The 13,678-nt window shown below is 34.5% G+C and carries 8 protein-coding genes; 1 reads left to right on the top strand and 7 read right to left on the bottom strand.

Features of this window, described 5'->3' with window-relative positions; all coding sequences use genetic code 11:
- The 6 genes from DFQ10_RS15425 to DFQ10_RS15400 form a co-directional block, all read right to left on the bottom strand.
- Window positions 1-357 carry a four helix bundle protein gene (locus DFQ10_RS15425; RefSeq protein ID WP_115818336.1) on the bottom strand — a complete coding sequence of 119 codons (357 nt, stop codon included), beginning with the start codon at window positions 355-357 and terminating at the stop codon, window positions 1-3.
- Between the two features lie 27 nt (window positions 358-384).
- Complete coding sequence (locus tag DFQ10_RS15420; protein WP_115818335.1) at window positions 385-1,575, bottom strand: acetyl-CoA C-acyltransferase; 1,191 nt, start codon at window positions 1,573-1,575, stop codon at window positions 385-387.
- A gap of 101 nt (window positions 1,576-1,676) precedes the next feature.
- Entirely contained in the window at window positions 1,677-4,085 is a 2,409-nt protein-coding gene (locus DFQ10_RS15415) for a 3-hydroxyacyl-CoA dehydrogenase NAD-binding domain-containing protein (RefSeq protein ID WP_115818334.1), read from the bottom strand.
- 1 nt (window position 4,086) lies between these two features.
- Window positions 4,087-4,542: a MarR family winged helix-turn-helix transcriptional regulator gene (locus DFQ10_RS15410; RefSeq protein ID WP_115818333.1), complete on the bottom strand. Its 456-nt coding sequence runs from the start codon at window positions 4,540-4,542 to the stop codon at window positions 4,087-4,089.
- 137 nt (window positions 4,543-4,679) lie between these two features.
- A complete protein-coding gene (locus tag DFQ10_RS15405; protein WP_115818332.1) occupies window positions 4,680-5,072 on the bottom strand; it encodes a hypothetical protein in 393 nt (130 codons plus the stop codon).
- Window positions 5,073-5,211: 139 nt separating this feature from the next.
- The gene (locus DFQ10_RS15400) at window positions 5,212-6,984 is read right to left on the bottom strand and encodes an AMP-dependent synthetase/ligase (RefSeq protein WP_115818331.1); all 1,773 of its coding nucleotides are present in this window, start codon (window positions 6,982-6,984) and stop codon (window positions 5,212-5,214) included.
- Between the two features lie 248 nt (window positions 6,985-7,232).
- Between DFQ10_RS15400 and DFQ10_RS15395 the strand changes: the two genes are divergently transcribed.
- The gene (locus DFQ10_RS15395; protein ID WP_115818330.1) at window positions 7,233-9,863 is read left to right on the top strand and encodes a chondroitinase-B domain-containing protein; all 2,631 of its coding nucleotides are present in this window, start codon (window positions 7,233-7,235) and stop codon (window positions 9,861-9,863) included.
- A gap of 54 nt (window positions 9,864-9,917) precedes the next feature.
- Here the strand turns inward: DFQ10_RS15395 and purL are convergent, their stop codons facing one another.
- The gene (gene purL / locus DFQ10_RS15390) at window positions 9,918-13,586 is read right to left on the bottom strand and encodes a phosphoribosylformylglycinamidine synthase (protein ID WP_115818329.1); all 3,669 of its coding nucleotides are present in this window, start codon (window positions 13,584-13,586) and stop codon (window positions 9,918-9,920) included.
- Between the last annotated feature and the right edge of the window lie 92 nt (window positions 13,587-13,678).

Raw genomic sequence — 13,678 nt, 5'->3', positions numbered from 1 at the left:
TCAAGACAGCTTAAGTCCGGATTTGAAACTTGAAATCATTTTTTGTATTTGTTTTACTTTGTTTTCTAGTTCTTTAAATTTTTCTTCTGAAATATAGCTTTCATTAAAAGCGATATTCAGTTGTGTTTCCCATTCAAAAGCAGAACCTAAACTGTGTTCTAAATAATGAGCAAAATCTTCATTTGAATTTTTGCTTGTGCCTTCAGATATGTTTGAAGGGATTGAAATAGCACATCTCTTCATTTGATTGATTATGCCATATGTTTCAAACTTTGGAAAACCTCGCGTGATTTTATAAGATTCTGAAACTAATGCCATGCTCTCATTCCAAATTTTTAAATTCTTGAAATTATGCATGGTTTCTAGTTTTTTAAATCTTGATTCTTAATTAAGGAATTCAAATATTCCGCAAGCACCTTGACCTGTTCCAACACACATGGTTACTGCACCATATTTACCTTTCATGTCTTGCTTACGCATTTCGTCAAAAAGTTGTACAGATAATTTTGCTCCTGTACATCCTAATGGATGACCAAGTGCAATTGCACCACCATTTACATTAATAATATCTGGATTTAGGTTTAGTTCTCTAATTACAGCTAAAGATTGCGAAGCAAAAGCTTCATTTAACTCAATTAAAGCTAAATCGTCTTGTTTTAATCCTGCTTGTTTTAATGCTTTTGGAATTGCTTTTACTGGTCCAATTCCCATGATACGAGGTTCAACACCTGCAGCAGCATAGTTTACCATTCTTGCAATTGGTTCTAAACCTAGCTCTTTAACCATGTCTTCACTCATAACCATTACAAAAGCAGCACCATCACTCATTTGTGACGAGTTACCAGCTGTAACACTTCCTCCAGCAGCAAATACTGCTCTAAGTTTAGCTAAAGCTTCTTTGCTTGTTCCTGCACGAGGTCCTTCATCTTTAGTTACTGTGTAAGATTTTGTCGCTTTCTTTCCGTTAGCATCAATGTAAGTTTGTTCTACTTCAATTGGTACAATTTGATCTTGAAAACGATTTTCAGCTTGCGCTCTTAATGCTTTCATATGAGAATTGAATGCAAATTCATCTTGGTCTTCACGAGATACTTTAAACTGTTTTGCAACAGCTTCTGCAGTATTTCCCATTCCCCAATAATAATCTTCATGACCTGCTTTTACAATATCGTAGTTCAATTCTGGTTTAAAACCAGTCATTGGTACGCTACTCATACTTTCTGCTCCACCAGCAATAATACAATCTGCCATTCCAGCTTGTATTTTTGCAGTTGCCATTCCAATTGTTTCTACTCCAGAAGAGCAAAAACGGTTTACAGTTACGCCAGGAACATCCACAATATCTAATCCCATTAAAGAGATTAAACGTGCCATATTTAATCCTTGAGAACCTTCTGGCATTGCGTTACCAACAATTACATCGTCAATACGCTTTGGGTCTAAACCTGGCAATTCCTTCATCATATACTTGATGGTTTCTGCTGCCAATTCATCTGTTCTTTTAAAACGGAACACGCCTTTTGGTGCTTTACCAACTGCGGTTCTATATGCTTTTACTATATATGCTGTTTTCATATTTTATGCTTTTGGCTACTAGCTTTTAGCTATTAGCGTCTAAAAATTTTACATTATAACTGCCAATAGCTAAATGCTAAAGGCTAATCGCTTAGTAATTTTTAATTACGTAACGGTTTCCCTTTTGTTAACATGTGCTGAATACGCTCTAAAGTTTTACGCTCTGTACATAAACTTAAGAAAGCTTCACGCTCTAAATCCAATAAATATTGTTCTGTTACGCGTGTTGGTTCAGATAAATCTCCACCAGCCATTACGTAAGCTAATTTATTAGCGATTTTCATATCGTGTTCAGAAATGTAATTTGAGTCTTCCATAGAGTCTGTTCCAACTAAGAACATACCTAATGCTTGTTTACCAAGAACTAAAACATCATCTCTTTTTACTGGTTGTGTGTACCCTGAATTAGCCATTAGCATAGCGTGTTGTTTTGCGACTGCTATTTGACGGTCTTTGTTAACCACAACAACATCTTTTCCTTTTTGAAGTAGGTTTAAATCGAAAGCTTCGTAAGCAGAAGTAGATACTTTTGCCATACCAATGGTTAAGAAATGTTCTTGTAAAACGTTTAATTGCACATCGCCTTTATGGAAAAGGTCTTGCGCTCTTAAAGCCATTTCTTTAGAACCACCACCTCCAGGAATCACACCAACACCAAACTCTACAAGTCCCATGTAAGTTTCTGCTGCTGCAACCACTTTATCTGCGTGTAATGATAATTCACATCCACCACCTAAAGCCATGCCGTGAGGAGCAGAAATCGTTGGGATAGAAGAATAACGCATACGCATCATAGAATCTTGGAAATATTTGATAGCCATGTTAAGCTCATCATATTCTTGCTCTGCAGCCATCATGAAAATCATTCCGATGTTTGCACCAACAGAGAAATTTGCAGCTTGGTTACCAACGACTAAACCAGCAAAATCTTTTTCAGCTAAATCAATAGCTTTATTTAATCCAGCTAAAACGTCTCCACCAATAGTGTTCATTTTAGATTGGAATTCTAGGTTAAGGATGCCGTCTCCGATATCTTCAATAACAACACCAGAGTTTTTAAACACTTCGTTTGTTTTTCTAATATTATCAAGGATGATGAAACTATCTTGACCAGGTATTTTAGTTTGTTTTTTGGAAGGAATATCATAGAAATATGAAGCACCATCTTTTACAGTGTAGAATGACGTGTTGCCAGAAGCAATCATCTCATTAACCCAAGCAGCAGGTTCTAGGCCTTCGGCTTTCATTAATTCAATTCCTTTTTCTACACCTATTGCATCCCAAATTTGGAAAGGTCCGTGTTCCCAACCAAAACCAGCTTTCATGGCATCATCAATCTTGTAAAGCTCATCTGAAATTTCTGGAATACGATTAGATACGTAAGCAAATAATGCAGTGAAGCTTTTTCTGTAAAACTCACCTGCTTTATCTTTTCCTTTTACTAATACTTTAAAACGATCTACTACTTTATCAATAGTTTTAGTCATTTCTAAAGTTGCGAATTTTGCGCGTTTCGCAGAACGGTATTCTAAGGTGTTTAAGTCAAGAGAAAGAATTTCTTTTTTCCCATCGGCTGAAACATTCTTTTTATAAAAACCTTGTCCAGTTTTACTTCCTAACCATTTGTTTTCCATCATTGTGTTGATGAAATCTGGTAATTTAAATAACTCTAAACGTTCGTCATTAGGACAGTTTTCTCTAATTCCGTTAGCCACGTGAACCAAAGTATCTAAACCTACAACATCAACTGTACGGAAGGTTGCCGATTTAGGACGACCAATTACTGGTCCTGATAATTTATCGACTTCCTCGATAGTTAAATCTAAATCTTTAACCGCATGAAATAAACTCTGTATGCTAAAAATACCAACCCTGTTTCCTATGAAAGCAGGAGTGTCTTTAGCAACAACAGATGTTTTTCCTAAGAACTTTTCGCCATATTCATTTAAAAACTCTAAAACAGAAGCATCTGTTTTCGGTCCAGGAATAATTTCGAATAATTTTAAGTAACGCGCTGGATTAAAGAAGTGCGTTCCACAGAAATGCTTCTGGAAATCTTCACTACGACCTTCACTCATAAATTTGATTGGAATACCAGACGTATTTGATGTAATTAATGTTCCTGGCTTACGGTATTTTTCTAAGTTTTCGAACACCATTTTTTTGATGTCTAGTCTTTCAACTACAACTTCCATAATCCAATCTACATCTGCAACCTTAGCAATATCATCTTCTAAGTTACCTGTAGTGATGCGACTAGCAAAAGCTTGACTGTAAATAGGAGAGGGCTTAGATTTTAATGACGCTGTTAAAGCATCGTTTACTAATCTGTTTCTTACAACTTTGTCTTCTAAGGTTAAACCCTTAGCTTTTTCTTTGTCGTTTAGTTCTCTAGGAACAATATCTAATAGTAATACGTCTACACCAATATTGGCGAAGTGACACGCGATACCAGATCCCATAATTCCGGAACCAATAATCGCAACTTTTTTAATTCTACGTTTGCTCATATTATTTTAAAATGTGTTCTTTTTTATTATATATCTGTTTATTTGAGATCATATTATTAATGACTTCGGCTACTTTCTGAAAGTTGGCTAACTCTTCTGCAGAGACATTTGCTTTAATGGTTTCATTAAAAGTCAATACCTTTTCTTTAGAATAGTTTCTTTTTTTTCTTCCAAATTCGGTTAAAAAGATTAAAACTCCTCGACCATCCTCTGGATTTGGTTTTCGTTCTATTAATCCTTTTTCTTCCATGGTTTTTAAGGTTCTAGAAAGACTCGTGGCTTCCATTCCCATTTTGGGACCTAAAGACGTTGAAGGTGTACCTTTTTCTGGATCTATACTTAATAATGCAAATCCGGTAGCCATAGTTGTCCCAAATTGAGACGCTTCTTCGTTATACATTTTATTCACTGCTAACCATGTGGTTCTGAGTATGTAATCTATTGTTTTATCTTTCATGCAATGTGATTGGTTACCAAAGATAGTAAAAAATACTATGCGTGCATAATAAATTAAGAAAATATTATATTGATGATACTTCAATAATTATGGATAATAATTTTAGGAAGTCTATTTTTAAGGTGGATATTTTGCGATTATCTTACTTTGTGGTTGATGAAGCCAACCACTGCTCCAGTAATTGCGGTAATGAAAATTGATACAGCAATGTCTAATGTAAATAGTTCTGTGGTCAAAGATGCGTCCATTGCCATTTTTGTAAAACCAGTAGTTAATGCCAAAAATAAACCAAAAAAGGCTCCTGCTTTTGCACCTGTAGACATAGTGGAAATTTGTGCCCAACGATTATAAAAATAGGACAAGAAAAATCCTAGAGCTAAGCAACCTAAAATTAAATATATAAAGGCGCGTTTACTTTCGTTAGGTTGTGCGAAGTAGTCTTCAAGGATAATTCCATAACTCAACCAGCTAAGTAGCCAATTGGTAATGCCTCCACAAATGCCTGCAATGATAAATGTCTTGGTTTTCATATTTTAGGGTTTAGCGGTTGATTTACCCTAAGATATGAAATTTAATGTAAAGTGTTTTATATCAACGACTAAGCGTTTTTAATTCTCGATTAATCTTAATATTTCCTATAATTTTACTACCAGGTATAACCTCAAAATCTTAAGAACGGTAGATTTTATCGTAAAGATCTTGGTAAATATTTTTTATGATGGCTCGTTTCATCTTCATGGTAGGAGTAAGGTGTCCTCCATCAATAGACCACACATCTGGTGTGAGTTCGAAACGTTTAATTTGTTCCCATTTACCAAAATGTTTATTGTATTTATCAATTTCTTGTTGAATACGATTAATTACAATATCTGAATTTGCAATTTCAGCATCTGTTTTACCAACATTGTGTTTTTTTAGATCGATCCAATCTCGTATAAAATCAAAATTTGGTTGAATTAAAGCTGCAGGCATTTTTTCACCTTCACCAATAACCATAATTTGTTCTATGAAAAGAGACTGCTTCATGTCGTTTTCTAAAAGAGGTGGAATGACATATTTTCCTCCAGAGGTTTTAAACATTTCCTTTTTTCGACCTGTAATTTTTAAGAAGCCTTCTGCGTCTATAATGCCTTTATCTCCGGTATGAAAATAATCTCCAGACATTACGCTAGCAGTTTTTTCTGGGTCTTTGTAATAGCCTAACATTACGTTTGGTCCCTTTATTAGGATTTCTCCATCGTCTGCAATTTTAACTTCAACATTACCAATAGGCTTACCAACTGTTGCGACCTTGTATCCGTGATCTTTATACATTCCAACTGCGACAACTGGTGATGTTTCAGTTAAACCATATCCTTCCATAACTTGCATTTGGGCAGCTCCAAAAATTCTTGCTAATCTTGGTTGCAAAGCAGCACTACCAGAAACCATTGTGCCTAATTCTCCTCCAAGCGCTTCTCTCCACTTAGTAAATATAAGTTTATTGGCTATTTTTAATTGAAATTCGTACCAACCACCATTTGCTCCGTAAGGTTCCCAACGTTCCGCTAATCTCACTGCCCAAAAGAATAATCCTTTTTTGATACCAGATAATTCTTCTCCTTTAAACATTATTTTATCAAACACTTTTTCAAGCAATCGAGGAACAACACTCATTAAATTTGGTTTTATCTCTTTGGCATTGTCACCAATTTTATCAATGCCTTCAGCAAAGTAAATAGATGTGCCAGCATATTGATAAACGTAAATTAATAGACGTTCAAAAATGTGGCAAATAGGTAAAAAACTTAATATGCGTGTTTCACCTTCTTTTAATGGTACTCTAGGAGAACTGTCTAAAGCGTTACTAGTAATATTCCAATGCGATAACATCACACCTTTTGGTCTTCCTGTTGTTCCTGAAGTATAAATTATTGTTGCTAAATCTTCAGGTTTTACGGCATCTTTTCGTGCTTCAACTTCTGGTTGATTACTTTGGTCTTTACCAAGTTCTAATAATTCAGAATAATGCTTACAACCTTCAATATGATTAAAAGAGTATACCTCTTTAATTTTTGTGTTAGACTGTACTTTTCTTACTTTTTCTAAAACATCTTTATCAGATACAAAACAATAAATAGATTCACTATGATTTAAAACATATTCATAATCTTCTGCAGAAATAGTTGGATATATAGGAATATTTTGAGCTCCAAGTTGAAGTATCCCAATATCCATAATATTCCATTCTGTTCTATTTGTAGTAGAAATAACAGCAATTTTGTCGTCTTTTTGAATGCCTAGCCTTAACAAAGCCCTACTAATTGCGTTCGATTTATCAATGTATTCTTCAGTGGAAATGGCTTCCCATTTACCATCGTATTTGGTAACCAAAGCTTTAGCGTTTGGTTTATGCTCTAATTGGTAGTATGGAAAGTCAAAAAGTCTAGTTACTTGTGTCATTTATGTAAAGCTGTTATAACATTGCAAATTATGAAAATAAAAAGGATTTTCAAATATGGGAACTAAAAAGGAGTAACTTATTAAAAAAAGTATTTGTTTTTTATAAAATTCGTAATAAGGTGGTTAAAAAAATTTAATTATTCGGTTTTTTTTTCTACTTTTAAGTCAATATAATTGGTTTACCAGATTGGTAATCCAATTTTAATAGTACGCTCAACTAAATAAAAAACTAAATAACTTTAATGCTTATGAAAACTTTTTACAATCTTAAGTCCCAATGTCTTTTTACGTTTATAATTTTAATGTTGTCTTCAATTAGTTTGTATTCGCAAACCACATATACCGTGGATGATCTTGATGATATAGGCGCTCTCGAAGATTTATTTGATACACTTGCTGCTGGTGACACTGTTATCTTAGCAGATGGAGTTTATTCTACAGATGAAAGAATTAAATTTTCTCCAACAACAGGTACTGCGGCTATGCCAATTACATTTAGAGCTCAAACTCCAGGAGGTGTTAAATTTACAGGTGGTTTAAATATGAGTATAGGTGGAGATCATGTTATTATAGATGGTTTTCATTGGCAAGGTGGTTATGGATCTAGTAAAGTGATTGAATTTAGAGATGGAGAAGATTATGCTAATTATAGTATAATGCAAAATTGTGCTATGGATGGTTTAGGAATTGATCCTGATGATATGGAAACAGGAACAAGTGTAAAGCATAACTGGGTTATGTTATACGGAACTTACAATACCGTTATTAACTGTTCGTTTATGAATAAAGTAAGTTCTGGAAATATGATCTTAGTAGAATTAGCTTACAATGCTTTTCCACCAGTTGAAGATGGTGAACCTGAGATTAATACTAGTTGTGATATCGTCGGACATACAATTAGTAATAATTATTTCTATAATTATGATAAAATTGATTCGTCGTTAACCAATGCTGGAGATAGTGAAACTATACGAATTGGTACAAGTTCTTATCAAAATGTGGATAGTAGTACTATGGTGAGTAACAACTACTTTGTAGAAGCGGATGGTGAAAATGAAATCATTACAAATAAAAGTAAAAACAACTCCTATATTAATAACACTTTTAGAAGATGTAGAGGTTCTTTAGTATTAAGACACGGTTCTAACGCTACAGTAGATGGCAATTACTTTTTAGGTGAAGATGTTGATGGTACGGGAGGCATTAGAATTGTTGACAGTGAACACACCATAACAAATAATTATATTCAAGATTGTATTACCGTTGTTGATCAAGCAAAGTGGAACAATGGAATAACCTTTTTAGGAGGAAGCGCTAATAATGCTGTGCCTTGTGCTTCAGATAATAATTCAAATGGTTATCAGAAAGTTGAAAATATTAACCTTTCTAATAATACAATTATAAATACAAATGCTCCATTGTTTTATAATACAGATAAAGGATCAACTGATCCAACAGGAACAGTTGCTAATAATTTAATATACTTTACTACAGGAAATGCTAATATAACAGATGTTATTACAGGAGATACGGCATCTTCTTATGCTGATCTTGGTACAACTTTAGCATATTCAGGAAATGTTTATACAGGAAGTGCTTTAGGTGAAACTAATACAGGTTTCTCTGAAGAAACAGGAATTACAGCAACTGCTGATGGAGAGATATTTACTTTTTCGGGTGCAGGCTCAACAGGTAAAGGTGCAGATATGGGAGTATACGAGCCTACAACAGATGATATGGTAGGTTATGGCATTGGCGCTTGTTTTTTAAATAATTTAGGAAGCAATATTACAGATGGAGATTGTACTATAGAAATACCTGAATCTTTAACGATTGGCAGTTTACCAACACTTGCTCCTGATGCAAACAGTTATGATGTTTCTGTTTATGCTAATGTGAGTTGGACAGCAATGTCTAATGATAGTTGGATATCAATTGATGTAACTTCTAATAATGGTGATGCAACAGTGTCTATTACTGTAACTGAAAATACAGATACAGCTACTAGAACAGGTTCAGTAACTTTTACACAAGATTCTGGAGGTAGTGATATTATAAGACAGTTAAATGTAACCCAAGAAGGTGCAGATTTAACAGATTTGTATGATCTTATTAATACAGGAGTTGTGGGTGAAGATCCCGTTTTTGTACATTCTTTTTCAAAAGAAGAAGTCAACGGTGTTGATAAATTTAACTACGCCACAAATACTTTAGACAAAGATAATAGCTCCGTTTGGGCTGCCGACGATGGTGATGTTTTATCTGGAGATTACAAAGGAGATGGTGAGTATATTATTTATGATTTAGGTAGTACTTATGCGCTTAATTTAATTCAATTTTCTACGACTAATAAATCCGATGCATTTGGTTTTCAAGTTTTAGTTTCTACTACTGGAACGGATGAATCAGATTTTTCTATGATATTACCTGTTTCCGGAGATTTAATATTAACGGCTACAAATACTACGGACTTTAATCTATACGAAGTTGATGATAATGCACGTTATGTAAAATTATTAGGTTATGGAAGATTCAATAGTGCAGGTAATTCTAGAGTAAGCGTATGGAATGCAGTTGGAGAAATTGAGTTTTTTGGATCTGAAGTATTATCTGTAGGTGATGCTGATTTACAAAATAATGTAACTATATACCCTAATCCTGTTCAAGGTAATTTAAATGTAAAAGTTCATAACGTAACTAATATTGAATCTTATAAATTGTATAATATAGATGGAAGATTAATAATGGAATCCGATTTAAACGTTGAAAATTCTACATTTAAAATTGATATATCAGAGGTAACGAATGGTACATATATTTTAAATCTATCTAGCGACGATGGTAGAACGATCTCAAAACGCATTATAATTTCTAATTAAGACAGAAAAGTTGATTTTAAAAAAAAGGCTTCTCAATTTGAGAAGCCTTTTTTTTTAGTTGTTTTTGTCAATCCACAATCTAGCATTCACAAAAGCTTCAAGCCATGGTGATACGTCATCTTTTCGTCCAGCTGGGTAATTGGCCCAGTTCCATTGAAAAATAGAACGTTCAATATGTGGCATGGTTACTAAATGTCTTCCGGTTTTATCGGTTAACATAGCCGTATTAAAATCTGAACCATTAGGATTAGCAGGATAATCTGTATAACCATATTTGGCTACGATATTGTATTGGTCTTCCGTATAAGGCAATTTGAATTTACCTTCACCATGAGAAATCCAAACTCCTAATGTCGCACCTTCCAATGAAGAAAGCATCACCGAATTATTCTTTTGAATCTTCACAGACGTAAAGCCACTTTCGTGCTTATGAGAATCATTATACGTCATTTTTCCGTGAACCTCGTGTTCTGGATTTACTAAATAGAGTTCCATCATTAATTGACAGCCATTACAAATACCAACAGACAATGTGTCTTCGCGCTTAAAGAAATCATTGATTACTTTATTGGCTTTGTCGTTATATTTAATAGCTCCGGCCCAACCTTTAGCAGAACCTAAAACATCAGAATTACTAAAACCACCAACAGCTCCTAAAAACTGAATATCTTCAAGAGTTTCTCTGCCCGAAATTAAATCGGTCATATGCACATCCTTCACATCAAAACCAGCTAAATACATCGCATTTGCCATTTCGCGTTCAGAATTTGAACCTTTTTCTCTAAGAATAGCGGCTTTTGGTCGTGTGTTGGTTGTGCCAAGCGTATCTTTTAATTTTCCTGTAAAATGACTTGGGAAGGTAAAGTCTAAAGCTTGATGTTTATAATTATCAAATCGGTCTTTGGCTAAACCATTTGCGGTTTGTTTTTGATCGAGTAGGAAAGAGGTTTTAAACCACGTATCTCGTAATTTTGAAACCGTCATCGTAAAGACTTGACTACCGTTTATAATACCTAAAACATCACTTTCGGTAACGTTACCTATTTTGTGGAATTTGATAGCTGCATCAGAAAGGATACCTTCAATGCTATCATCCTCTGATTGAATTACAAGTCCAGCATTTTCAGCAAATAAAACTTTAAATGAATCCGATTCGTTTAGGCTAGTAATATCTAATTCAGCTCCTAAATTAGTATCTGCAAAACACATTTCTAAAAGTGTGGTTATTAATCCACCAGAAGCCACATCATGACCAGCAACAATTTGATTGTCTTTTATTAAATTTTGAATGGTATTAAATACCGTTTTAACGTAAGCCGCACTTTTTATGTTTGGAGTGGTATTTCCAATTTTGTTATTGATTTGTGCGAATGAACTTCCACCTAATTCAAACGTATCTTGTGATACATTGATATAATAAATAGATCCTTTTCCTTTCTGAAAAACAGGTTCCACAACTTTCGTAATATCATTACAGTTTCCGGCCGCAGAAATAATTACTGTACCTGGAGAAATGACATCACCATCAGGATATTTTTGCTTCATGGATAAGGAATCCTTACCTGTTGGTACGTTGATGCCTAAGTCAATTGAAAATTCTGAAATCGCTTTTACCGCTTCATACAAACGTGCATCTTCACCTTCATTTTTACAAGGCCACATCCAGTTTGCGGATAAAGACACACTCTTAAGTCCATCTTTTAAAGGCGCCCAAATAATATTGGTTAACGCTTCTGCGATAGAGTTGCGACTTCCTGCTTCTGGATTAATTAATCCCGAAATAGGAGAGTGACCAATAGAGGTTGCAATACCTTCTTTACCTTTAAAATCGAGTGCCATCACACCAACATTATTTAAGGGAATTTGTAAAGGACCAACACATTGTTGTTTGGCCACTTTACCACCAACACAGCGGTCTACTTTATTTGTTAACCAATCTTTAGAGGCTACAGCTTCTAGTTGTAATACTTGGTCTAGATAATCGTAGAATTTATTGGTGTCATAAGAAATACCTCCATAGTTTTTTTCAACCGTAATATCGTTCATTATGGTTTTTGGAGAGCTTCCAAACATATCTTCTAAGGCTAAATCCATTGGTTTTTCACCAGTAGTTTTAGATTCGAAAGTAAAGCGGTGTTTTCCTGTAACTTCACCAACATCGTAAATTGGAGAACGTTCTCTATCGGCTATTTTATGTAATGTTTCTAAGTGTTTATCGGCAATCACTAATCCCATACGTTCTTGAGATTCGTTACCAATAATTTCTTTTGCAGACAATGTTGGGTCTCCAACAGGTAATTTGTCTAAATCAATGTTTCCTCCTGTATCTTCAACAAGTTCAGATAAACAGTTAAGGTGTCCACCAGCTCCATGATCGTGAATAGACACAATAAAATTTTCATCGCTTTCTACCATGCCACGAACCGCATTGGCAGCACGTTTTTGCATTTCTGGGTTAGAACGTTGTACAGCATTTAATTCGATACCTGAAGCCAAAGCTCCTGTATCTGCTGAGGACACTGCAGCTCCTCCCATTCCGATTCTATAATTATCACCACCAAGAATCACTATTTTGTCGCCTTCTTGAGGTGTATCTTTTAAAGCTTGATCTGCTTTTCCATACCCAATTCCACCAGCTTGCATAATGACTTTGTCGTAACCAATCTTACCATTTAGATCTTGGTGTTCAAAGGTTAAAATAGAACCACAGATAAGCGGTTGCCCAAATTTATTTCCAAAATCGGAGGCACCATTACTGGCTTTTATTAAAATATCCATTGGTGTTTGGTACAACCATTTACGTTCAGGGAAGGCTTTTTCCCAAGGGCGTTCGTCGTTTAACCGTGAGTAAGACGTCATGTAAACGGCTGTTCCGGCTAATGGTAAAGAGCCTTTTCCGCCAGCAAGTCTATCTCTAATTTCACCGCCAGAACCTGTAGCAGCACCATTAAAAGGCTCAACAGTAGTTGGGAAATTGTGTGTTTCTGCTTTTAGTGAAATTACAGATTCAAAATCTTTAGTTGTATAATAATCTGGAACATCAGCACGCTTTGGTGCAAACTGTTCCACAACAGGTCCTTTTATAAAAGCGACGTTATCTTTATATGCCGAAACAATATCGTTAGGATGTTGTTTCGATGTTTCTTTTATAAGTTTGAATAACGACGTTTCTTTTTCTTCTCCATCAATCACAAAGGTTCCATTGAAAATTTTATGACGACAGTGCTCAGAATTGACTTGAGAGAAGCCAAAAACTTCAGAATCGGTTAATGGTCTACCTATTTTTTTAGAAACACTTTCTAAATAGTCAACTTCTTCATCACTAAGTGATAAGCCTTCTTGTTGGTTGTATTCTGAAATGTTTTCAATATTTAGAATCGCTTTAGGTTGAATATCAATTTTGAAAATATCTTGATTTAAACTTTGATATTTTTCAGAAATCATAGGGTCGTAATCTTTGAAATCTTTAGGAACTGAAGTAAATTCTTCAATTCTTAGGATATCAGAAATTCCCATGTTTTGAGTGATTTCAACAGCATTTGTACTCCAAGGAGTAATCATTGCTGCTCTAGGTCCAACAAAAAAAGCATCGAGAGATGCTTGTTCTATTTTTGGTTGGTCGCCAAATAACCATGTCAGTTTTGAAACGGTTTCTGTTGATAATTCTTTTGTGGCTTGAACAGCAAATACCTTGCTGTTTTGGTTTCCGAAGAAATGAATCATTTATGTGGTGTGTTTGAGTTGTGTTTAGTAAAATGCAAATTTACTTTTTTTAAACGTGATTTAACTTATAATTACCTATTCAAAAATGGAGA

Origin of the sequence: Winogradskyella eximia (assembly GCF_003386165.1) — a bacterium.
Lineage (GTDB): Bacteria > Bacteroidota > Bacteroidia > Flavobacteriales > Flavobacteriaceae > Winogradskyella > Winogradskyella eximia.
Note: the sequence above shows the minus strand (reverse complement) of the source record. Positions and strands in the feature narration are given on the sequence as shown.

Bases quoted from the DNA above. Each gene is read 5' to 3' on its own strand.
- DFQ10_RS15425 (WP_115818336.1), bottom strand. From the start codon at position 357: ATGCATAATTTCAAGAATTTAAAAATTTGGAATGAGAGCATGGCATTA.
- DFQ10_RS15420 (WP_115818335.1), bottom strand. From the start codon at position 1,575: ATGAAAACAGCATATATAGTAAAAGCATATAGAACCGCAGTTGGTAAA.
- DFQ10_RS15415 (WP_115818334.1), bottom strand. From the start codon at position 4,085: ATGAGCAAACGTAGAATTAAAAAAGTTGCGATTATTGGTTCCGGAATT.
- DFQ10_RS15410 (WP_115818333.1), bottom strand. From the start codon at position 4,542: ATGAAAGATAAAACAATAGATTACATACTCAGAACCACATGGTTAGCA.
- DFQ10_RS15405 (WP_115818332.1), bottom strand. From the start codon at position 5,072: ATGAAAACCAAGACATTTATCATTGCAGGCATTTGTGGAGGCATTACC.
- DFQ10_RS15400 (WP_115818331.1), bottom strand. From the start codon at position 6,984: ATGACACAAGTAACTAGACTTTTTGACTTTCCATACTACCAATTAGAG.
- DFQ10_RS15395 (WP_115818330.1), top strand. From the start codon at position 7,233: ATGAAAACTTTTTACAATCTTAAGTCCCAATGTCTTTTTACGTTTATA.
- purL (WP_115818329.1), bottom strand. From the start codon at position 13,586: ATGATTCATTTCTTCGGAAACCAAAACAGCAAGGTATTTGCTGTTCAA.